At 69.7% G+C, this 20,749-nt stretch carries 24 protein-coding genes; 12 read left to right on the top strand and 12 right to left on the bottom strand.

What is annotated here, in order from left to right; all coding sequences use genetic code 11:
- Positions 1-198 precede the first annotated feature (198 nt).
- Positions 199-1,578 carry a YibE/F family protein gene (locus ACZ6JS_RS12215; RefSeq protein ID WP_469297537.1) on the top strand — a complete coding sequence of 460 codons (1,380 nt, stop codon included), beginning with the start codon at positions 199-201 and terminating at the stop codon, positions 1,576-1,578.
- A 42-nt stretch (positions 1,579-1,620) separates the two neighbouring features.
- Here ACZ6JS_RS12215 and ACZ6JS_RS12210 read toward each other — a convergent pair whose 3' ends face one another.
- From ACZ6JS_RS12210 to ACZ6JS_RS12195, 4 genes are all read right to left on the bottom strand, one after another.
- Complete coding sequence (locus ACZ6JS_RS12210) at positions 1,621-2,070, bottom strand: SsgA family sporulation/cell division regulator (protein ID WP_030647381.1); 450 nt, start codon at positions 2,068-2,070, stop codon at positions 1,621-1,623.
- 97 nt (positions 2,071-2,167) lie between these two features.
- Complete coding sequence (locus ACZ6JS_RS12205; RefSeq protein WP_469297536.1) at positions 2,168-2,914, bottom strand: IclR family transcriptional regulator; 747 nt, start codon at positions 2,912-2,914, stop codon at positions 2,168-2,170.
- A 275-nt stretch (positions 2,915-3,189) separates the two neighbouring features.
- Positions 3,190-3,417, bottom strand: a complete 228-nt coding sequence (locus ACZ6JS_RS12200) for a DUF5326 family protein (RefSeq protein WP_469297535.1) — start codon at positions 3,415-3,417, stop codon at positions 3,190-3,192.
- A 150-nt stretch (positions 3,418-3,567) separates the two neighbouring features.
- The gene (locus ACZ6JS_RS12195) at positions 3,568-3,885 is read right to left on the bottom strand and encodes a cupin domain-containing protein (RefSeq protein ID WP_469297534.1); all 318 of its coding nucleotides are present in this window, start codon (positions 3,883-3,885) and stop codon (positions 3,568-3,570) included.
- Positions 3,886-3,974: 89 nt separating this feature from the next.
- On the opposite strand from ACZ6JS_RS12195, the gene ACZ6JS_RS12190 reads away from it, so the two are divergent.
- From ACZ6JS_RS12190 to ACZ6JS_RS12170, 5 genes are all read left to right on the top strand, one after another.
- The gene (locus tag ACZ6JS_RS12190) at positions 3,975-4,355 is read left to right on the top strand and encodes a phage holin family protein (protein WP_030839390.1); all 381 of its coding nucleotides are present in this window, start codon (positions 3,975-3,977) and stop codon (positions 4,353-4,355) included.
- A gap of 11 nt (positions 4,356-4,366) precedes the next feature.
- Complete coding sequence (locus tag ACZ6JS_RS12185) at positions 4,367-4,858, top strand: low molecular weight protein-tyrosine-phosphatase (RefSeq protein WP_469297533.1); 492 nt, start codon at positions 4,367-4,369, stop codon at positions 4,856-4,858.
- Positions 4,855-6,024: a cystathionine gamma-lyase gene (locus tag ACZ6JS_RS12180; protein WP_469297532.1), complete on the top strand. Its 1,170-nt coding sequence runs from the start codon at positions 4,855-4,857 to the stop codon at positions 6,022-6,024. Before ACZ6JS_RS12185 ends, ACZ6JS_RS12180 begins: the two co-directional genes overlap by 4 nt.
- A 176-nt stretch (positions 6,025-6,200) precedes the next feature.
- On the top strand, positions 6,201-7,106 hold the full coding sequence (locus ACZ6JS_RS12175; RefSeq protein WP_469297531.1) for a LysR family transcriptional regulator: 906 nt from the start codon (positions 6,201-6,203) through the stop codon (positions 7,104-7,106).
- A 60-nt stretch (positions 7,107-7,166) separates the two neighbouring features.
- On the top strand, positions 7,167-7,646 hold the full coding sequence (locus ACZ6JS_RS12170; RefSeq protein WP_359124854.1) for an NUDIX hydrolase: 480 nt from the start codon (positions 7,167-7,169) through the stop codon (positions 7,644-7,646).
- Positions 7,647-7,708: 62 nt separating this feature from the next.
- Here the strand turns inward: ACZ6JS_RS12170 and ACZ6JS_RS12165 are convergent, their stop codons facing one another.
- Positions 7,709-8,896, bottom strand: a complete 1,188-nt coding sequence (locus tag ACZ6JS_RS12165) for a globin domain-containing protein (protein WP_469297530.1) — start codon at positions 8,894-8,896, stop codon at positions 7,709-7,711.
- Positions 8,897-9,037: 141 nt separating this feature from the next.
- Positions 9,038-9,688, bottom strand: a complete 651-nt coding sequence (locus ACZ6JS_RS12160; RefSeq protein ID WP_469297529.1) for an HAD family hydrolase — start codon at positions 9,686-9,688, stop codon at positions 9,038-9,040.
- Positions 9,689-9,835: 147 nt separating this feature from the next.
- Between ACZ6JS_RS12160 and ACZ6JS_RS12155 the strand changes: the two genes are divergently transcribed.
- The 3 genes from ACZ6JS_RS12155 to ACZ6JS_RS12145 all read left to right on the top strand — a co-directional run bounded on the left by ACZ6JS_RS12155 (position 9,836) and on the right by ACZ6JS_RS12145 (position 12,437).
- Entirely contained in the window at positions 9,836-10,723 is an 888-nt protein-coding gene (locus tag ACZ6JS_RS12155) for a GNAT family N-acetyltransferase (RefSeq protein WP_469297528.1), read from the top strand.
- 15 nt (positions 10,724-10,738) lie between these two features.
- Positions 10,739-11,200, top strand: a complete 462-nt coding sequence (locus ACZ6JS_RS12150; RefSeq protein WP_469297527.1) for a GNAT family N-acetyltransferase — start codon at positions 10,739-10,741, stop codon at positions 11,198-11,200.
- A gap of 61 nt (positions 11,201-11,261) precedes the next feature.
- Positions 11,262-12,437, top strand: a complete 1,176-nt coding sequence (locus ACZ6JS_RS12145; protein WP_469297526.1) for a winged helix DNA-binding domain-containing protein — start codon at positions 11,262-11,264, stop codon at positions 12,435-12,437.
- A gap of 16 nt (positions 12,438-12,453) precedes the next feature.
- On the opposite strand, the gene ACZ6JS_RS12140 is transcribed toward ACZ6JS_RS12145, so the two are convergent.
- Together ACZ6JS_RS12140 and dnaB are read right to left on the bottom strand one after the other, a co-directional pair.
- Positions 12,454-13,839, bottom strand: a complete 1,386-nt coding sequence (locus ACZ6JS_RS12140; RefSeq protein WP_469297525.1) for a serine hydrolase domain-containing protein — start codon at positions 13,837-13,839, stop codon at positions 12,454-12,456.
- Positions 13,840-13,848: 9 nt separating this feature from the next.
- Positions 13,849-15,306, bottom strand: coding sequence for a replicative DNA helicase (gene dnaB / locus ACZ6JS_RS12135; RefSeq protein ID WP_030762553.1), 1,458 nt, complete (start codon positions 15,304-15,306; stop codon positions 13,849-13,851).
- A gap of 451 nt (positions 15,307-15,757) precedes the next feature.
- On the opposite strand from dnaB, the gene ACZ6JS_RS12130 reads away from it, so the two are divergent.
- Positions 15,758-17,095: an MATE family efflux transporter gene (locus tag ACZ6JS_RS12130; RefSeq protein WP_469297524.1), complete on the top strand. Its 1,338-nt coding sequence runs from the start codon at positions 15,758-15,760 to the stop codon at positions 17,093-17,095.
- Between the two features lie 141 nt (positions 17,096-17,236).
- Here ACZ6JS_RS12130 and rplI read toward each other — a convergent pair whose 3' ends face one another.
- The 4 genes from rplI to rpsF all read right to left on the bottom strand — a co-directional run bounded on the left by rplI (position 17,237) and on the right by rpsF (position 18,934).
- Entirely contained in the window at positions 17,237-17,683 is a 447-nt protein-coding gene (gene rplI, locus ACZ6JS_RS12125) for a 50S ribosomal protein L9 (protein ID WP_469297523.1), read from the bottom strand.
- Between the two features lie 18 nt (positions 17,684-17,701).
- The gene (gene rpsR, locus ACZ6JS_RS12120; protein WP_005315025.1) at positions 17,702-17,938 is read right to left on the bottom strand and encodes a 30S ribosomal protein S18; all 237 of its coding nucleotides are present in this window, start codon (positions 17,936-17,938) and stop codon (positions 17,702-17,704) included.
- Between the two features lie 42 nt (positions 17,939-17,980).
- A complete protein-coding gene (locus tag ACZ6JS_RS12115; RefSeq protein WP_060177162.1) occupies positions 17,981-18,571 on the bottom strand; it encodes a single-stranded DNA-binding protein in 591 nt (196 codons plus the stop codon).
- A gap of 72 nt (positions 18,572-18,643) precedes the next feature.
- Positions 18,644-18,934: a 30S ribosomal protein S6 gene (gene rpsF / locus ACZ6JS_RS12110; protein ID WP_004950685.1), complete on the bottom strand. Its 291-nt coding sequence runs from the start codon at positions 18,932-18,934 to the stop codon at positions 18,644-18,646.
- A gap of 250 nt (positions 18,935-19,184) precedes the next feature.
- Here rpsF and ACZ6JS_RS12105 point away from each other — a divergent pair, with 250 nt between their 5' ends.
- Together ACZ6JS_RS12105 and ACZ6JS_RS12100 are read left to right on the top strand one after the other, a co-directional pair.
- Positions 19,185-19,487 (top strand): hypothetical protein, encoded by a 303-nt coding sequence (locus ACZ6JS_RS12105; protein WP_202200733.1) that lies wholly within the window; start codon positions 19,185-19,187, stop codon positions 19,485-19,487.
- Between the two features lie 141 nt (positions 19,488-19,628).
- Positions 19,629-20,747 (top strand): lipid II:glycine glycyltransferase FemX, encoded by a 1,119-nt coding sequence (locus ACZ6JS_RS12100; protein WP_030025757.1) that lies wholly within the window; start codon positions 19,629-19,631, stop codon positions 20,745-20,747.
- Positions 20,748-20,749: the final 2 nt, after the last annotated feature.

Here is a 20,749-nt window from a genome sequence, read left to right as displayed (position 1 = left end):
CCTACGCCGGCATTACCCGGTAACAGGTTCGGCGGTCGACGCAGCCTCCTCCCGTACGCATTCGTGATCGCGTACGGTGATCAGCGCCCTCTCAGCCCGGTGCTCCGAGCTCCCGCGTTGTGCAAAGTAGCCCCCACGCTAGCGTCATCCATGGCGTGCTGAACAGTGGACCCCCTCATCTCTTGCGATGATCTGCTGGTGACGTCCTCGCCGCAGCCCCCCACCGAGCCCACTGAGCCCCACGGCCACTCCGGCCACGCACACGCGGAACACGGGCCCTCCTCCGGCCACTCCCACAGCCACGGTCACGGACCTGCGGCCCCCGTCTCCAAGCACCTGCGCAAGGTCATCGCGGCCGTACTGATCCCCTTCGCCGTCGCCGTCCTCGTCGGCCTGGCCGTCCTCTGGCCGAGCGACACGCCGGACCACGAGCGCACCGGGGTGGGCTTCGACCGGCAGACCCAGCAGGCCAAGGTCGTCTCGCTGGAACTCGTCGACTGCAAATCCGTGAACGCCGCACAGGTGCCGCCGGGTGGCGGGGGCTCCACGCCGGCGGGCGGCGGGGCCCGGGCCGCGCAGACCGGCGAGTGCAAGAAGGCCACCGTCGAGATCGGGAGCGGTCCGGACAAGGGACGCACCTTCGTGGAGATCGTCCAGCCGGGCGCGCCACGGCAGTTGAGCGACGGTCAGGAGGTGGTGGTGGCGTACGCCCCGGACGCGCCCCGCGACCTGCAGTACTCGGTGATCGACGTGAACCGCAAGCTCCCGCTGGCGGTGCTGGCCGGGATCTTCGCGCTCTCGGTCGTCCTGGTCGGGCGCATGCGCGGGCTGTTCGCGCTGATCGCACTGGTCATCAGTTTCGGCGTGCTGACGCTCTTCATCCTCCCCGCCATCCTGCAGGGGTCGAACCCGCTGGTGGTCGCGGTGGTCGGGGCGAGCGCGATCATGCTGATCGCGCTCTACATGTGCCACGGTCTGACCGCCCGCACCTCGGTGGCCGTCCTGGGCACGCTCGTGTCGCTGCTGCTGATCGGCCTGCTGGGCTCGGTGTTCATCGACTGGGCGTTCCTCAGCGGCAACACCGACGACAACACGGGGCTGATCCACGGGCTCTACCCGGACATCGACATGAGCGGCCTGCTGCTCGCCGGCATCATCATCGGATCGCTCGGCGTCCTCGACGACGTGACGGTCACCCAGACCTCGGCGGTCTGGGAACTCCACCAGGCGGACCCGTCCATGGGCCCCCGCTCCCTGTACCGGGCCGCCATCAGGATCGGCCGCGACCACATCGCTTCGGTGGTCAACACCCTGGTGCTGGCCTACGCGGGCGCCGCACTCCCGCTGCTCCTGCTGTTCTCGATCGCCAACAGCAGCATGGGGTCGGTGGCGAACAGCGAGCTGGTCGCGGTGGAGATCGTACGAACCCTCGTCGGTTCGATCGGGCTGGTGGCCTCGGTCCCCGTGACGACGGCGCTGGCAGCGCTGGTGGTTTCGGCCGACCGGCCGCAATCCCCGGCCGTCGCACCGGGCTCGGGACCGGTACGCGGCGGCCGGGGCCGACGGCGCAAGCGCTGAAAGGTGGTTCGGCCCGGGTGGTGGGCCGGTCCGGGCGGCGGCTCAGCCGGCGTTCTGCTCGTTCTGCTTCGACTCGGCAAGGATTCTGCCGAGCGCCTCGTCCAAGTGTTCTTCGAAATCGCCCGTGTTCCGCTCCTGCCCGAGCGGAACGAGCCGGTCCGTGCGGTCGAGGAACGCGACAAGTGGCGCCGCGCTGGCCCGGAACAGAGCCCGGTCGCCTCCGACCTGAAGCCGGATGTGGACGTCGGACAGCTCCTCGGGACTGGTGGGGGCGATGTGGACATCGCCGTCACCACACGGCTTGTTGATGCCGTCGAGGAGCAGCTCCCGGCCGAACGCCCAGGTCACGGGTGCGTCTCCGGGAAGGTGGAAGGTCAGGCGGACTGCGTAGGGGTCACGGGCGTCGTACCGGAGTTCCACCGGGATCCGGAACGAGAGCTCCTCGGAAACGAGGAAACTCATCATGACCTCTGCCTGTACGGACTCGCGCATTGCCTACCCCGCTGTAGTGGAAGTGGCCAGGAATGATCCCCCAGGGCCCTCTTGACAAGAGTGGTGGAAGCGCATGCAGATCACAAGGAGTGAGTTTTCAGATACTGATAGAGAACGAGAGGGTGCTCAGCAGCGCGCCTACTTCACTCCGTAGTCGATCGACTACATACAGCAATCGATCTTCCTGGTGCAGGGGCAAAGAAATGGCCATCGTCGCGGCCGTATCCCCGGCCGTGATGGGGATGGCGGCACAGACTGTGCCCAGGGCATATTCCTGCCGCTCGATTACGGGCTGCATTCGCCCGAGGGCCCCGATCCGGTTCTCCAGCGCCCGCAGATCGCGCACGGTATAAGGGGTGATCGCCTCCACCGGGTGGCGGTCGTAATAGTCCTTGCGTGCGCTCTCGTCGAGCTGGCCGAGCAGGCACTGCCCGATCGCGTGCGCGAATCCCGTCGCGCGGAAGTCGGCCCACTCCTCGCACGCCGGACTGCCCGGCGTGTCCGACACACCCAAGAGCTCGATTTCACCCTCGCGGTAGACCGCGAAGTAGACGGGGGCCCCGACCGCGTCGCGGAAGTACGCGAGCGAGTCGAGGATCATGCTGCGACGTTTCTGCTGGAGTCCCCGACCGGCCAGCCTGCCGGCCGCGGCACCGAGTACGAAGACTCCGCCCTCTCGGCGCAGATAGCCCTCGTGCGTCAGGGTGCGCAGCAGGTGGTAGGCAGTGGGAAGCGGGAGCCCGGCCTCACGCGCCAGCTGCTTCGCCGGGGCTCCCCCGCTGTGGGATCCCGCGGCTTCGAGCAGCCTCAGCGCCCTCTGTACCGAACCGATCAGTGTCGGCACACCCGCATTGTGGACCGGAGACAAGCTCACCCCCAGGCGTGGCGGCGGGCCTTCAGGGGTGGCCCGCCCCGCGGGGGCCGCCCCCGCTCATGCCGGTCCTGGGGATCGCGCTCGGCGGGTCGTCGGCGTCACCACGGGTCAGGGGGTGTCACCGGCTCTCGTGCCCAGGGAACGGCACAGTTCGCGACTCTATCCACCGATTCCGCGGCTGTGAGCGCTTCAAGGCGTCCGGTTCCCTCAGCTGGGTTAACGAGGGAAGAGACCCCGCCCGTCACTCACCACTCGGTGGAGGACGACTTCGAACGTCCGCCGCCGAGCTTCTTCACGACGAAGATCAGACCGCCGACGAGGCCGACGAAGAGCAGCAGCTTGAAGACCAACGAGATCAGCGCGCCCAGGATGCTGGTGATGACGCCGCCGAAGACGAACAGCGCCAGCAGCGGAACGGCGACCCACTTCACCCACCAGGGCATGCCTGCGAATATCTCCCGGATCCCGTTCATGTCCTCGACCTCTTCCTGGTCTTCCCGTCCGTGGCTTCCTGCTCTCGATGCTAGGAGGCCGCAGGCTCCGATCGGGGCCCGCAAGCCCTCGGAGTCCCCTGATCCGCCCCTTAGGGGGATCAGGGGCGCGACCCTCACCGCGCGGCCCGCTCAGCCCTCCGGCGGGGAGAAGACCACCATCACCTTCAGGTCCTCGGTGATGTGGTGGAACTTGTGCGGGACACCCGCCGGCACGTAGACGACGCTGCCGCGCGCCACGGTGGTGGTCTCCTCGCCGACCGTGATCGAGGCCCTCCCGCTGACGACGAAGTACACCTCGTCCTGACCGTGCGGCCGCTGCGGATCGCTCTGGCCGGCATCGAGCGCGTACAGCCCGACCGACATGTTCCGCTCTCGCAGGAACTGCAGATAGGCGCCGTCATTGGCAGCCCGCTCCGCTTCGAGCTCGTCAAGCCGGAAGGCTTTCATCGTCGTTGTGCCCCTTGTACTCGATCGTTCCCTCGCATCCGCTGATCTGCGGATGTCCCACCGGGATCTTCTCTGCCACGATCAGACACATGACGAATTTCGTAGTCAAGACGCTCGCCAACGCGGCGGCCCTGGCCGTGGCCATCTGGCTGGTTGCCGGCATCACCCTGGACGACGGCAGCACGATGGGCCGCCGGACGCTGACCCTGATCCTGGTCGCCCTGCTCTTCGGCCTGGTCAACCTCATCGTCAAGCCCCTGGTCAAGCTGCTGTCACTGCCGCTGTTCATCCTCACACTCGGCCTGTTCACCCTCGTCGTGAACGCGCTGATGCTGCTGCTGACCTCGTGGCTGGCCGACCAGTTCGACCTGAGCTTCCACGTGGACAACTTCTGGTCGGCGCTGATCGGGGGACTGATCATCTCCATCGTCTCCTGGGCCGCCAACCTGGTCCTTCCCGACAACGACTGAGCGGGCTGCGCATGTACCGCGTCTGCTTCGTCTGCACGGGCAACATATGCCGCTCCCCCATGGCCGAGTCCGTCTTCCGCGCCCATGTGGAACGGGCCGGACTCGACGCCCTCGTCGAGGTGGACAGCGCCGGCACCGGCGGCTGGCACGAAGGCGACGGCGCCGACCCGCGCACCGTCTCCGTCCTGGAGGCCGCCGGCTACGCCCAGGACCACCGCGCCCGGCAGTTCCGATCCGCCTGGTTCTCCCGTCTGGACCTCGTCATCGCGCTCGACTCCGGGCACCTGCGCGACCTGCGGGCACTTGCACCCACCCCGCAGGACGCCGCCAAGGTCCGCCTGCTGCGGTTCTACGATCCGGCGGCCCCGGCCGGGCAGCACGACGTACCGGACCCCTACTACGGGTCGCTCGACGGCTTCGAGGAGTGCCTGGAGCTGGTCGAGGCGGCGAGCCCAGGTCTGCTGGACGCCGTACGCGAGGCGATGAAGGAGCACACCCCGTGAACGAGCACTCCCCCGAAGGCCCCGGCGAGCCGATCGGCGACGGCACCCGCGCCGTGCGCGCCGGTCTGCCCGAGGTCGCCAAGAACGAACCGCCCCTGCCCGGGCCGGTCTTCGCCGCCCACTTCCACCTTCCGGGAGACGTCGAGGGCCCGTACGCCTACGGCCGCGACACCAACCCGACCTGGACCCTGCTGGAACGGGCGATCGGAGAGCTGGAGGCCCCCGGCCAGGACGTGCACGCCGTGGTCTTCGCCTCGGGCATGGCGGCGATCGCCGCCGTCCTGCTGTCCCAGGCCCGGACCGGCGACACCGTCGTCCTGCCCGACGACGGCTACCAGGCGCTGCCCCTCCTGCGCGAACAGCTCGAGGCCTACGGGATCCACGTCCGCACCGCGCCCACCGGCGCGGACGCCCAGCTCGAGGTCCTCGACGGGGCCCGGATGCTGTGGATCGAGACGCCCTCCAATCCCGGGCTCGACGTATGCGACGTACGGCGCCTCGCGGAGGCCGCCCACGCCGGCGGGACCCTGGTCGCCGTGGACAACACCCTCGCCACGCCGCTCGGACAGCGGCCCCTGGAGCTCGGGGCGGACTTCTCCGTGGCGAGCGGCACCAAGGGCCTCACCGGCCACGGCGACCTGCTCCTCGGGTACGTCGTGTGCCGCGACCCCGGACTCGCGGCACGCGTCAGGGGGTGGCGCAAGATCGTCGGCGCGATCCCCGGCCCCATGGAGGCCTGGCTCGCCCACCGTTCGCTGGCCACGATCCAGTTGCGCGCGCAGCGCCAGTGGGCCAACGCCCTGGCCGTCGCGCAGGCGCTCGGCGAGCGCCGCGAGGTGAGCGAGGTGCGCTACCCGGGGCTGGCCACGGACCCCTCCCACAAGACGGCTGCCCGCCAGATGCGGGGCTTCGGCTCAGTGGTCTCCTTCACCCTGCCGGACCGGTCACACGCGGAGCGGTTCATGGCCGCCCTGCACCTGGTCGAGGACGCCACGAGTTTCGGTGGCGTGCGGTCCACCGCCGAGCGGCGCGGACGGTGGGGCGGCGACGCAGTGCCCGAGGGCTTCATCCGCTTCTCCGCCGGGGCCGAGGACACCGCGGACCTGGTCGCAGACGTCTTGCGGGCACTCGATCGTGCCCTCGACCCGGCCGGTCACGACCGCTGAGCACGATGTGGAAAGGCAGTCCGAGCCTCCCCCCTAGTGGCTCGGACCGCCCCGGGTTCCGCGCGTGAAGAACCACGCGACAAGGCTAATTGACTCTGCGTCAGAGTCCAATCACGGTAGCGACAGGGGCCTATCTGCATATTTATAGTTGTAGGCCCCCACCGAGAGGTGTCGCGATGGATCTGGCCCTGCTGCGCACCTTCGTCACCGTTCACCGGGCGGGCTCGTTCACGCGCGCCGCCGCCCTGCTCGGGCTGTCCCAGCCCGCCGTGACCTCGCAGATCCGGACACTGGAGCGCCAGTTGGGTCGGCCGCTCTTCCACCGCCGGGCTCGCGGGGTCACTCCCACCACTGTCGGCGACGAACTCGCCCACAAGGCCGCCCCCCACCTCGACGCCCTGCTCCGGATCACCGAGGCCGAGCGGGAGGACGCGGGCGGGCTGCGGTCCCTCCACGTCGCGGGGCCTGCCGAGTTCCTGTCGCTGCGGGTGCTTCCCGCCCTCGCGCCCCTCGTCGGCCAGGGCCACACCCTGCGCGCCACCCTGCAGAGCGACTCCGCGACCGTCCTCGACGGACTCGCCGCCGGCCACCACGACCTCGTCGTCACCACCGCCCGCCCCCGCAGCGGACCCTTCACGGCCACCGCCCTGTGCGACGAGGAACACGTCCTGGTCGCCGCTCCCTACTGGGCCGCCCTCGTCGACACCGACCGGCTGCGGGACGACGGCCCCGCGGCTCTGGAGGGCATCCCGCTCGTCGAGGTCCACGAGACCCTGCCGCTCGTCACCCGGTACTGGAGCGCCGTCTTCGACACCCTGCCGGACGCCAGGTCCCTCGCGGCAACCGTGGTCGCACCCGACCTGCGCGCCGTACTGGAATGCGTCCTTGCAGGCGGGGGGCTCGCCGTGCTGCCCCGCTACCTGTGCCAGGACGCCCTCGACAGCGGCCGGATCGCCGCCGTGGCGGAGCCTCCCGTCCCACCGCTGCGCACCTGGTTCCTGGTCCTGCGGACGGGGAGCCCCTCTCTCGCCCACCTCGCCCGCGCCCGCGAGCGGCTGCTGGACGCCGCCGTGCACTGGTGAGCCCCCTGTTTCCGACACGTGGCGCGTTTCAGAAGCGGAGCGGTGGGCCACTCTTCTCCCATGACCGAACGTCCCGTGGTCAAACGCACCGCTCGCGCGATTCTGCTCGACGGTGACGACCTGATCCTCATCAAGCGCACCAAGCCCGGCGTCGACCCGTACTGGCTCACCCCCGGCGGGGGAGTGGAGTCCTCGGACGCCACCGTCGTCGACGCCCTCCACCGAGAGGTCCACGAGGAACTCGGCGCGAAGATCACTGACGTCGTGCCCTGTTTCGTCGACACCGTCGAGCACATCGCCGGCGGCGGGGTGACCGGCGTGAAGGTGCAGCACTTCTTCGTCTGCCGCCTCGAATCCATGGACCCCGGCCTCCGGCACGGCCCCGAGGTCGACGAGCCCGAGGGTGAGTACGAGATCGTCCGGGTGCCCTTCAGCCGAGTGGGCATCGCCGCGGTCCACCTCGTCCCGCTGTCGCTGCGGCACTACCTGGACGGCAACATCGAGGGCGTGCGCGCCATGCACGCGCCCGACCTGGGCTGAGGCCCTCCAGGTCCGGGTCCGGTGGGCAACCGCCGGTCCCGGACCGGCCGTGCCCGCCGGTCTCACCCGGCGATGCCCACCAGTTCCTCGACCGCGTCGTGCCGGATCCGCTCGCCGGGGATTCCGATGCGCAGCAGTTCGTCGACCCCGCTGCGGATCATCGCGGGCGGGCCGGAGATGAACGCGTCGTATGAGCTCCACGGCCCGTGCTCACCCACGGCGTGCGGCAGCTGTCCGGCCAGCCCGTCCCCGACCACCGGCCGGACCGAGAGCCACGGGTGCGAGCGCTGCAGTCCCATCAGGGTGTCCTTGTCATACAGGTCGCTGTCGCTGCGCGCACCGAAGAACACCTCCACCGGCCGCCGCTCCCCATGTCCGGCCACATCCTCGATCAACGCCTTGATCGGGGCGATACCGGTGCCCCCGCCCAGGCACAGCATCCCGTTGTCCGTGGTGTGGTCCACCACCATCGACCCGGCCGGCGGACCCAGACGCAGTACGTCACCGGGGCGGGCGTGGCGCACCAGAGCGTTGGAGACCCAGCCTGCGGGGACGGCTTTGACATGGAAGGTGAGCAGCCCGTCGGGCCGGGGGGCCGAAGCGAAGGAGTAGTGCCGCCACACCCGCGGCCACCACGGGGTCTCCAGGCTCGCGTACTGGCCGGCGAGGAAGGCGTACGGCTGGTCGGGGCGGACGGTCAGCACGGCGATGTCCGGGGTGCGCAGGTCGTGGGAGACCACCTCCGCGTGCCACCACGCGGGGGCCTTCACCTCGTCCTCCGCCGCGGCGTCGATCATGATCTGGGAGATCGCGGTGTAGGCCCGCACCCACGCGGCCTCGGTCTCCGGCCCCCAGCTCAGTGTGGCGAAGCGGGCCAGCGCCCCGACGAGGGCCTCGCCGATCACGGGGTAGTGCCCGGCCATGGTGCCGTACTTGCGGTGCCCGGTGCCGAGTCGGCAGAGGTAGGGGGCGAGTACGTCGGGGTTGTCGATGTGCTCGGCGGCAGTAAGGAGCGCCTTCAGCAGTCGGTCGCGCTGCGTGTCCATGGCCGCCGGGAACATGCCCCGTACTTCCGGGTGCCCGGTGAAGACCAGAGCGTAGAAGTACGAGGTCACCTTGTCGGCTACCGGGGCGATCTCCGCGAGCGTCCGGCGGATGAGTACGGCATCCGGTGAGGGCTCGGCCGCACCGCCCTCGGAGGGTATCCGGGCCGCTTCGCGTCTGGCCGATCTGGTGGGCGGAGCGTCCATGCGGTGCCTCGCTTCGAGCATCTCGGTCGGTCTGCACACGCCACGGTCATGAATCCGTGGTTCCCGATCTCACAGCGTGCCACCCGCCCCAGAGGCCTGCGGGGAAACGCGGAAAATCCGCGTTTCGAACCCACTTTCCTCCTAAGATGCGTCAACTTCCGGGCGTGCCACCGCCACGATCTGGTATGCCTCCCGCAGATCACGTCCCTCGTACACGTGGGTCGCGCGCGCGGCCAGGTGCGGCCGCGCGTTGACCGCCACCGAGACGGACACGGCCTCGAAGAGGTGGATGTCGGTCCCGGAGTCGCCGTACGCCACGCAGTCGCTCCGCGTCACGCCGAACTGCTCGCACAGCCGGTCGGCCACCATGACCTTGCCCTCGGGGGTCAGAATCCCGGCCTCCTCAACCGGCCGGGTGAACGGCACTTCCGGGAAAACCGAGCCGTGGGCGGCATGAGCGCCCCACTCCAGCAGCAACTCAACGAAGAAGGACGGTGACAGGGAGACCACCGCGCAGTACTCACCACGCTGCCGGATCTCCTGCCAGACGTCCCGGATCCCCGCGAGCCAGGGAGCCCCGTCGAACGCCGCCCTGACGTGCGAGGGTGTCAGCTCGGCCCACAGTGCGTGCACTGCCACCGAGAACTGGTGCGGCCCGATCTCACGCGCCGCGAAGGACCGCTCAAGCTTGCCGATCTCGGCACTCACCCCGAGTTGGCGGGAGATCTCCACCGGAGCCGCCGAGCCGTACATCAGGGTTCCGTCGAGGTCGAAGAGGTGCAGGCGCGTCATAGCCGTCGAGGCTAGTGGGTTGGTTTCACGTGAAACACCGTGTTTCACGTGAAACCCGGTCGGGCCCGACCCCACGCTCATGTTTCACGTGAAACATCGGCCCCAAATCCGCTGGACGGCTCCCGGTCCATGATCCAGTCTGGGCCGGTGACACCACACATCACCGATCTGCCGATCCGGGCGCTGACCGTGGACGATCTCCACCGCTGCGCCGACCTGTCCGAAGATCGTGGCTGGCTCCGCGAGGACCACAAGTGGGGATTGCTGCTCGCGGCAGGGAACGGCTACGGGGTCGATGCCCCGGACGGCCGGGGCCTCGCCGCCGCGTGCGTCGTCACCCGGTACGGCAGCATCCCGGCAGGCCCCGGACTCGCCGCCATCGGCATGGTCCTCGTGGCCGACCGCTACGCCCGCCAAGGGCTGGGGCGCGCCCTGATGACCCACGTGTGCAACGACGTGCTCAAGGGCGTCCCACTCACCCTCCACGCCACGCCCTACGGTCGCCCGCTCTACGAAGAGCTGGGGTTCAAGACCACGGGCCGCGCCGAGATGCTGGTGGGAACTTTCCGGGAGGAAGGCACCTCCGCCCCTCACGGCTCTCGGGTCCGGCGGGCGGTCGCAGACGACCTTCCGCGCATCCTGCGCCTGGACGCCGAGGTCTTCGGCGCGGACCGCACACACATGATCACGCGACTGCCCGCCTTCGCCGACCACCTGCTGGTCGCCGAGGACAGCAGGAAGGACGGAATGCTCACCGGATACGCCGCGGCCTGGCCCAACATGAACACCCATGTCATCGGCCCGCTGATCGCTCGCGACACCGACACCGCCAAGGCGTTGATCACCGCCCTCGCAGCAGGGTCGGACCGTGCCCTGCGCACCGATGTCGACGTACGACACGAGGAACTGCTGGCGTGGCTCAAGGAACGCGGCCTGGAGTCCGTCGCTTTCAACACCGTCATGGCCCGGGACATCCCCGAGCTGCCCGGTGACTGGACCCGTCGCTGGGCTCCGCTGACCGTGGCCGCGGGCTGAGGAGAGACTGCCAACGTGACCGGGATTCCCGAGCCGGTGATCCGGCCCGCCACCGCCGCCGATCTGCCAGCCATCGTCGCCATGCTGGCCGATGACCCGCTCGGCGCCACCCGCGAGTCCCCGGAGGACCTCGCCCCGTACCGCGCGGCCCTGGAACGTCTCTCCGGTGACCCGAACCAGCATGTGGTCGTCGCCGTCCGGGCCGGCCGTGTCGTGGGCACCCTCCAGCTGACGATCGTCCCCGGCCTCTCTCGCAAGGGAGCCACCCGCGCCGTCGTCGAGGGCGTCCGCGTCCACTCGGACGAGCGCGGCAGCGGACTGGGCACCCGGTTCATCGAGTGGGCGATCGAGAAGTCCCGTGCCGAGAACTGCACGCTCGTCCAGCTCACGTCGGACGTGACCCGGACCGACGCCCACCGCTTCTACGAACGGCTCGGGTTCACGGCGTCGCACGTCGGGTTCAAGCTCCAGCTCTGACTGTGCCGGATCGTGGGCCGGCCGGGGAGCTGTGTCGGCGGCCCGGCCTACGATCGGGAGGATGAGCGCCCCTCTCCCCCTCATCAGCGCCACCGAGCGCCGGAACCGGCTCGGCCGACGCCACCGCCTGGCTTCGTCGGCCCGAGCCGCGACGGTGGCGGAAGCGGCGGACTCCGTCGTCGCTCTGCACGCCACTGACGCCGCGACCGTCTTCCTCTCCGCGCGCGCCCGGCTGGCCGAAGGCGGCCCCGGCACGGTCGAGCAGGCGCTCTACGAGGACGTCCGGCTCGTGCGGCTGCTCAGCATGCGCAACACCCTCTTCGCGGTGTCGACGGCACTCGCCCCGTACGTCGACGCGTCGACCGCCCGTGCCATCGCCGCCAAGGAGCGCCGCACCTTCCTCAAACACCTCGACGAGGACGGGCAGGGTCTCGATGCCGCCTGGCTGGCCCGGGCGGAGGCAGCCGCGCTGGACACCCTCGACACGAGCGGTCCCCTCACCGGAAGTCAGCTCTCCACCGCTGTTCCCGCCCTGCGCCAGAAGATCACCGTGAGTCGGGGCAAGAAGTACGAGACGGAGCAGGGCGTCGCCACCCGGGTCATCCGCCTGCTGGCCGCCGACGGCAGGATCCGCCGGGACCGGCCGCGCGGATCGTGGACATCCAGCCAGTTCCGCTGGGTCCACACCGCGCCCTGGCCGGCCGTACCGGCCGCGGAGGCACGCGCCGAGATCGCCCGCCGCTGGCTGGACGCTTACGGCCCGGCCACCGAGGCCGACCTCAAGTGGTGGACCGGATGGACCCTGACGGACGTACGCAAGGCGCTCGCGGCCGTCGGTCCCGACCAGGTGCGTCTCGACGACGGCCGTACCGCCCTCGTCAGCCCCGGGGACACCGCACCCGAACCGGTCCCCGAGCCATGGGCGGCCCTGCTGCCCGCGCTCGACCCCACCGGCATGGGCTGGGCCGACCGGAGCTTCCACCTCGATGCCGCCCACAGGCCCGCCCTGTTCGACTACGCGGGCAACATCGGCCCCACGGTGTGGTGGAACGGCGAGATCGTCGGCGGATGGGCCCAGCGCCCGGACGGAGAGATCGTCTGGCGGCTGCTGGGTGACCCCGGCAGCACCGCCGAGAAGGCGATCACCGCCGAGGCGTCCCGCCTCGCCGCCTGGGTGGGCGACGCCCGCGTCACCCCCCGCTTCCGCACTCCGCTGGAGCGTGAACTCGTCGCCTGAGACGCTCCCCGGGCCGTCAGCCGATGCCGCGCCAACCCTGCGGGTCCACCCCGCCGGGCACCGGGGCGCCAGGGTCGTAGGGCTCCCTGGTGAACACGAAGGACGCCAGATCGAGGTGGCTCACCGAGCCGTCCTCGCGGCGCACCGCCCGCAGCGTCTCGCCGGCGTAGTACCCGGACAGGCCGGTCCAGGTGCCGTCGGGCTCGGACCGGAACCGAGCCGTTCGCCCCGTACCCCCGACCGGCGCCAGCTCCAGCGAACCGTCCGCGATCAGCCGGACCACCTGGGCCGAAGTCCCCCAGTACCAAGGGCCGCACAGCTCGAGGGGCGCCTGATCCGCCTCCCGGAACGGTCGCCACGGCCGTGGGAACGGGGGCTCGGCATCCGCCACGACCGCGACGAGGTCGGCGGCCACGGCAGCCGCCGGCAACCCCGACGTGCAGTTGGCCAACACGACCGCCGCCACGTCGTCGGCCTCGCTCAGCCACAGCCCCGCGACGAACCCGGGCAGCGAGCCGCTGTGGCCCGCCAGCCTGCGTGCGCCCTGGGCCATCAGCTGCATCCCCAGCCCGTAGCCCAGGTCGGCCAACCCTGGCTCCGGAGGCGCCGCCGGCCGGCGCATCTCCCGTACGGACTCCGCGTTGAGCACCCGCTCGTCACCGCGCAACAGGAAGTCGGCGAACCGTGCGAGGTCCCCGGTCGTGGACCACAGCTGACCGGCCGCGGCCATCAGCCCGAGGTCCTCGAGCGGTTCGGGCATCATGACGTCGGCCCAGGGGTGCACCGCCCAGCCGCCCGCGTGCGGGGCCTGCGGCCGACAGCTCGTACGGTCCAGGCCGAGGGGCTGCAGCACCTCGGCCCGCAGGACCTCTTCCCAGGGCTTGCCGCGCAGTGCCTCAACCAGCGAACCCAGCAGGGTGTAACCGGGGTTGGAGTAGTGGTGCCTGCTGCCCGGCGTGAGCTTGAAGGGCTCCTCGCCCAGCACGTCGGCGAGCTCGGGCCGCTGCGCGCCGGGGGTGCGCTCCCACCACTCGCCCGGGGTCTCCGCGGCCAGCCCGCCTGTGTGGGCCAGCAGTTGGGCGATGGTCACCCGGCCGGCGGCAGTGCCCGGGAGGTGGTCCTCCAGCGGGTCCTCGAGCCTGAGCAGCCCTTCCTCCCGCAGGCGCATGACGAGGACTGCGGTGAAGGTCTTGCTGATCGAACCGATCCGGTACTGCACGTTCCCGTCGGGGCCGTGGCCCTCGACGGAGGTACGGGAGCCCTCCCAGACCACCTGCCCGCCACGCAGCACGGCCGCCACGACCGACGGGGCTCGTCCCGTGCTCTGGGCGACGGCGATCCGGTGCCTCAGCGCACGCCGGGTGGCGGGGAGCAGTTCAAGGTCCTCGGCAAGCTCATCCATGATCGGATGCTACGTGTTGGCCATGTCCACGAAGCGCGAATAGTGGCCCTGGAAGGCCACGGTGATCGTCGCGGTGGGGCCGTTACGGTGCTTGGCCACGATCAGGTCGGCCTCACCGGCGCGAGGGGACTCCTTCTCGTAGGCGTCCTCGCGGTGGAGCAGGATCACCATGTCGGCGTCCTGCTCGATCGATCCCGACTCACGCAGGTCGGAGACCATCGGCTTCTTGTCGGTTCGCTGCTCAGGGCCACGGTTCAGCTGAGAGAGCGCGATCACCGGGACCTCCAGCTCCTTCGCCAGGAGCTTCAGGTTTCGGGACATGTCCGAGACCTCCTGCTGACGGCTCTCGGGACGGCGCGAGCCACCCGACTGCATGAGCTGGAGGTAGTCGATGACCACGAGCGAGAGGTCGTTGCGCTGCTTGAGCCGACGGCACTTGGCCCGGATCTCCATCATCGACAGGTTGGGAGAATCGTCGATGTAGAGCGGAGCGGCGGAGACGTCCGGCATCCGGCGGGCCAGCCGGGTCCAGTCGTCGTCCGTCATCGTGCCCGAGCGCATGTGGTGCAGGGCCACCCTGGCCTCGGCCGACAGGAGTCGCATGGCGATCTCGTTGCGCCCCATTTCGAGGGAGAAGATCACGCTTGGCAGGTTGCTCTTGATGGAGCAGGCCCTGGCGAAGTCCAGCGCGAGCGTGGACTTGCCCATGGCCGGACGGGCGGCGATGACGATCATCTGGCCCGGGTGGAGGCCGTTGGTCAGGGAGTCCAGGTCGGTGAACCCGGTGGGCACGCCAGACATCTGCCCGCTGCGTGAACCGATGGCCTCGATCTCGTCGAGGGCGCCTTCCATGATGTCGCCGAGGGGCAGGTAGTCCTCGGAGGTCCGCTGCTCGGTGACGGCGTAGATCTCGGCCTGGGCACTGTTGACGATCTCATCGACGTCGCCGTCGGCCGCGTACCCCATCTGCGTGATCTTCGTACCGGCGGCGACGAGGCGGCGCAGGACGGCCCGCTCGTGGACGATCTCCGCGTAGTACTCGGCGTTCGCCGCCGTGGGCACGGATTGGACCAGCGTGTGCAGATACGAGGCCCCGCCGACCTTGCTGATCTCGCCGCGCCTCGTCAGCTCGGCGCCGACGGTGATGGGGTCGGCCGGCTCTCCCTTGGCGTAGAGGTCGAGGATCGCCTGGTAGATCGTCTCGTGCGAGGGCCGGTAGAAGTCGTGGCCCTTGAGGACCTCGACGACGTCGGCGATGGCGTCCTTGGAGAGGAGCATGCCGCCGAGTACGGACTGCTCGGCGTCGAGGTCCTGCGGAGGGACGCGCTCGAAGCCGCCACCATCCCAGGAGCCTCCCTCGCGACCCCGGTCGTGCTGCTCGTCGCCGCGGCCCCGGCCTTCACTGTTGCGGCGCGGACGGGCGGGCAGACGGTCGCTCGGACCGCTGTCGGCCCAGGGGTCGTCCATGGGCTCGGGCATGCTCACGGGCCGCCTCCTCCCGTCCGCAACGCGGACCTCGCCGTGCGGCTCTTTCTACGGCACGGCTCTGACATGTGGGGCACCCGAGCCGGCTGTCGGCGAGTCGGGCAACGCCCCACGGTAGGGCCGCGAGCGGCGACAGCCAATCTTGTTATCCACAGGCTCTGTGGATGAGATGTGGACGACGGCGCCAATGCTGTGGGTAACTCCCGCGAAGCTGTGCACGGACCGGGGGACGACGCTGTGGACAAAATCACCCGAGCCACCTCCTTACCCCACCTGACCTGGGATTTCCTCATCCACCGGCAGCGGCGGAGAAAATTCTTCGCCCGGGTTCCGAGAAGGCCTCCAACGTGGGGGAACGAACGCCCAAGTCAGCGCACAGGTAAGGATTGATACCAGGTTGCGTCCGTTACCTGTGGAAGATTAGATTGGGCGCATGACACAGGCCCTCGCAGCACCCACGGCGGGGCCGAGACGGCATGACCGAGAGATCTTCGCACTCGCCGTCCCCGCCTTCGGCGCCCTCGTGGCCGAGCCCCTCTTCGTGCTGGCCGACAGCGCCATCGTGGGACACCTCGGCACTCCCCAGCTGGCCGGCCTCGGCATTGCCGCCGCCCTGCTCACCACGGCCGTGAGCGTCTTCGTCTTCCTCGCCTACGCCACCACCGCAGCCGTCTCCCGCCGGGTCGGCGCCGGAGACCTGCCGGCAGCCATCCGGCAGGGCATGGACGGCATCTGGCTGGGCCTCCTGCTCGGTCTCGCCGTCGTCGCCGTGGTGCTGCCCGCCGCACCCTCGCTGGTCGCCCTCTTCGGAGCCTCGGACAGCGTCGCCCTCCACGCGATCACCTACCTGCGCATCTCGGCCTTCGGTATCCCGGCGATGCTCGTGGTCCTGGCCGCCACGGGGGTCATCCGCGGCCTCCAGGACACCCGCACGCCGCTCTACGTGGCCATAGGCGGCTTCGCCCTCAACGCGGGCCTGAACGTCGCGCTCGTCTACGGCGCGGGCTTCGGCATCGCCGGCTCCGCCTGGGGCACCGTCCTCGCCCAGTGCGCCATGGCCGCCGCCTACCTCTGCGTGGTCGCCCGGGGGGCCCGACGGCACGGCGCCTCGCTGCGTCCCGACACCGCCGGCATCCGCGCCTGCGCCCAGGCCGGGGCCCCGCTGCTGGTCCGCACCCTGTCCCTGCGTGCCATCCTGCTGATCGCGACCGCCGTGGCCGCCCGGCTCGGCGACGCCGAGATCGCGGCCCACCAGATCCTGCTTTCCTTGTGGAGCCTGCTCGCCTTCGCCCTGGACGCCATCGCGATAGCCGGCCAGGCGATCATCGGCCGCTATCTGGGCTCGGGCGACACGGATGGCGCGAAGGCCGTCTGCCGCCGGATGGTGCAGTGGGGCATCGCCACGGGCCTCCTGCTCGGCCTCCTGGTGGTCCTGGCCCGCCCCGTGTTCATCCCCCTGTTCACCAGCGACCCGGCCGTGGAGAAGGCACTGCTGCCCGCGCTGCTGGTCGTAGCCCTCTCCCAGCCCGTGTCCGGCATCGTCTTCGTGCTGGACGGGGTGCTGATGGGGGCGGGTGACGGCCGCTACCTGGCCCGGGCCATGCTGCTCACGCTTGCCGTGTTCACCCCGGTCGCGCTGCTCGTCCCGGCCCTGGGCGGCGGCCTGACGACGCTCTGGTGGGCCATGACCCTGATGATGCTGGTCCGGATGCTCACCCTGCAGCTGCGTGCCCGCTCCGGCCGATGGGCGATCGCGGGCGCCACGCGGTAGCCGGTTTCACGTGAAACACCGCCGAGCCATCGTGTGTTTCACGTGAAACACACCGGGCCGCCGCCCACGGTACTTGCGGAGAAGCTCGGGAAACGGCGAAGGGCCGCACCCCGTCGGGATGCGGCCCTTCGCGTGCAGCCCTTAGGCGGCGACGACCTCGATGCCCACGTTCGCGGCCACGTCGGCGTGCAGACGCACGGAGACCTGGTACGAACCGAGGGTCTTGATCGGGGAGCCGAGCTCCACGCGGCGCTTGTCGACCTTCGGGCCACCGGAAGCCTCGATCGCCGTGGCGATGTCGGCCGGGGTCACGGAGCCGAAGAGACGACCGGCGTCACCCGCGCGGGTGGCCAGACGGACCTTCACGCCCTCGAGCTTGGCCTTGACCTCGCTGGCCTGCTCGATGGTCGCGATCTCGTGGATCTTGCGGGCGCGGCGGATCTGCGCCACGTCCTTCTCGCCACCCTTGGTCCAGCGGATCGCGAAACCACGCGGGACCAGGTAGTTGCGAGCGTAACCGTCCTTGACGTCGACGACATCGCCGGCGGCACCGAGGCCAGAAACCTCGTGGGTCAGGATGATCTTCATTAGTCGGTCACCCTTTCCTTATCGCGCGGTGGACGTGTAGGGCAGCAGCGCCATCTCACGGCTGTTCTTCACGGCCGTGGCGACGTCACGCTGGTGCTGCGTGCAGTTGCCGGTGACGCGGCGGGCACGGATCTTGCCGCGGTCGGAAATGAACTTCCGCAGCATGTTCGTGTCCTTGTAGTCCACGTAAGCGGTCTTGTCCTTGCAGAACGCGCAGACCTTCTTCTTAGGCTTGCGCACAGGCGGCTTCGCCATTGTGTCTCTCCTGTGTGATCAAGAAGTTTGGATGGAGCTGCCCTAGAAGGGCGGCTCGTCCGAGTAGCCACCGCCGGAGCCGCCGGAGCTTCCGCCCCAACCGCCCCCGCCGCCGCCCTGCTGCTGGCCACCGGCCGGCGCGCTGGACGCCCACGGGTCGTCGGAGGGAGCTCCGCCGCCCTGCTGGCCGCCGCTGGGGGCTCCGCCCCAGCCACCGCCGCCGCCCTGCTGCTGACCGCCGCCGCCGTACCCACCCTGGCCACCGCGGCCGGTGGTCTTGGCGACCTTGGCCGTGGCGTTCTTCAGGCTGGGGCCGACTTCCTCGACGTCCAGCTCGTAGACCGTGCGCTTGACACCCTCACGGTCCTCGTACGACCGCTGCCTCAGCCGGCCCTGCACGATGACGCGCATGCCTCGCTGGAGGGACTCGGCGACGTTCTCCGCCGCCTGCCGCCACACCGAGCAGGTCAGGAACAGGCTCTCGCCGTCCTTCCACTCATTGGTCTGACGGTCGAAGGTGCGGGGGGTGGACGCGACACGGAACTTCGCGACCGCCGCACCCGAGGGGGTGAAGCGCAGCTCGGGGTCGTCGACGAGATTGCCGACGACCGTGATGACGGTCTCGCCTGCCATGGATGAACCTCTCGGCGGGGATTGCTGCTGGGCTGCTGTGCTACTCGTTCCCGATTACCGCTGAACCGAAGTTCAGTGGGTCTCGGGGCGAAGGACCTTGGTCCGGAGAACCGACTCGTTCAGGTTCATCTGTCGGTCAAGCTCCTTGACGACCGCAGGCTCGGCCTGAAGGTCGATGACCGAGTAGATGCCCTCGGGCTTCTTCTTGATCTCGTAAGCGAGACGACGACGGCCCCAGGTGTCGACCTTCTCGACCTTTCCGTTGCCCTCGCGGACGACGGAGAGGAAGTTCTCGATCAGCGGGGAGACAGCGCGCTCCTCGAGATCGGGGTCGAGGATGACCATCACTTCGTAGTGACGCATGTGGAACCCACCTCCTTTGGACTCAGCGGCCACGGTCGTTCCGTGGCAGGAGGGTCGTGATGCGTGAGCACGGCGTCCGCAGAGCAGACACCGCGCAGCTGTACAGACTACCTGCTCGCGTCCTTCCGGTTGAAATCCGGCAGGAGAGGTCCACAATCTGTATCCATCGGGTGTGCTCGGTGCTATGTCCTCGGCCCCCTGCCGGAGGCAGCCCGCAGCACCGCCAGCTTCAGCCAGGAGGTGCCTTCCGATGGCACAGGCAATGCGGCCCCCTCAGATCTCCCTGCTCTCCACCGACGGAAAGCCCCACCCGCTGCAGGACGCCCTGATGGCGGTCACCCTGACCCTCGGCGCCGTGGCGTTCGTCACGGCCTTCTTCCACAACCTGCACCTGATCAGCTCGTGGGCCGGGCTGATCGGCATCCTGACCGGCGCGTACGGACAGTTCGTCTCCGTCACGACACGCGAGCGCTTCGCGCTGATCATCGGCCTAGGCGCGTCTGCCATCGGCTTCTACCTCGGCATGTTCCACGGCGGCCTCTTCGGGGGCTGACCGGGCCTCCCGCGGCACCTCCTCGGCAGGGCGCCGGCCGCACACCGGCCCGGGCCCACGGCCCGTCCCCCAGAAGGGTGGCGCCCCTGTCGCAGTAGGCTTCGCGCCATAGCCAGCGAAGCCGCCGAGGAGACGCCCCGCATGAGCCTGTCCCTGAGGACCATCAGCCGAGAGCAGCATCTGGGTTACCTCCAGAGCCTGCCCTCGGCGAGCCACTGCCAGGTCCCGGCGTGGGCCGACGTGAAGAACGAGTGGCGTTCCGAGAACCTCGGTTGGTTCAACGAGTCCGAGGAACTCGTCGGAGCGGCCCTCGTGCTGTACCGCCAGCTGCCCAAGGTGAAGCGCTACCTCGCGTACCTCCCCGAGGGGCCGGTCATCAACTGGTACGCCCCGAATCTGGAGGAGTGGCTCCAGCCGATGCTGGCCCACCTCAAGCAGCAGGGCGCCTTCACCGTGAAGATGGGCCCGCCCGTCGTCATCCGCCGCTGGAACTCGGCCGCCATCAAGGCCGGGATCCAGGACCCCAACGTCAAGCGCCTGCGCGACGTGGAGGCCTCGGTCATCGAGCCGCGCGCCTTCGAGGTGTCCGACAAGCTGCGCCGCATGGGATGGCAGCAGGCCGAGGACGGCGGCGCCGGCTTCGGCGACGTCCAGCCGCGCTACGTCTTCCAGGTACCGCTCGCCAACCGCTCGCTGGACGACGTCCTCAAGGGCTTCAACCAGCTGTGGCGCCGCAACATCAAGAAGGCGGAGAAGGCCGGCGTCGAGGTCGTCCAGGGCGGCTACGACGACCTGCCGACCTGGCAGCACCTCTACGAGATCACGGCCGAGCGCGACAAGTTCCGCCCGCGCCCCCTCAGCTACTTCCAGCGCCAGTGGACGGCCCTCAACTCCGAGGACCCCAACCGGATGCGCCTGTACATCGCCACGCACGAGGGAGAGCCTCTGGCCGCCGCCACGATGCTCACCGTCGGCCAGCACGTCTGGTACTCGTACGGCGCTTCCGCCAACCACAAGCGCGAGGTCCGGCCCTCGAACGCGATGCAGTGGCGCATGCTGCGCGACGCGTACGCACTCGGTGCGAGCGTCTACGACCTGCGCGGAATCTCTGACACGCTGGACGAGAACGACCACCTGTTCGGTCTGATCCAGTTCAAGGTCGGTACCGGCGGCGAAGCCGTCGAGTACGTCGGCGAGTGGGACTTCCCGCTGAACAAGGTGCTGCACAAGGCGCTCGACATCTACATGTCGCGTCGCTGACC

It is taken from the genome of Streptomyces sp. NPDC046349, from assembly GCF_055587885.1.
This window is presented reverse-complemented; position numbering and strand designations above follow the sequence as displayed.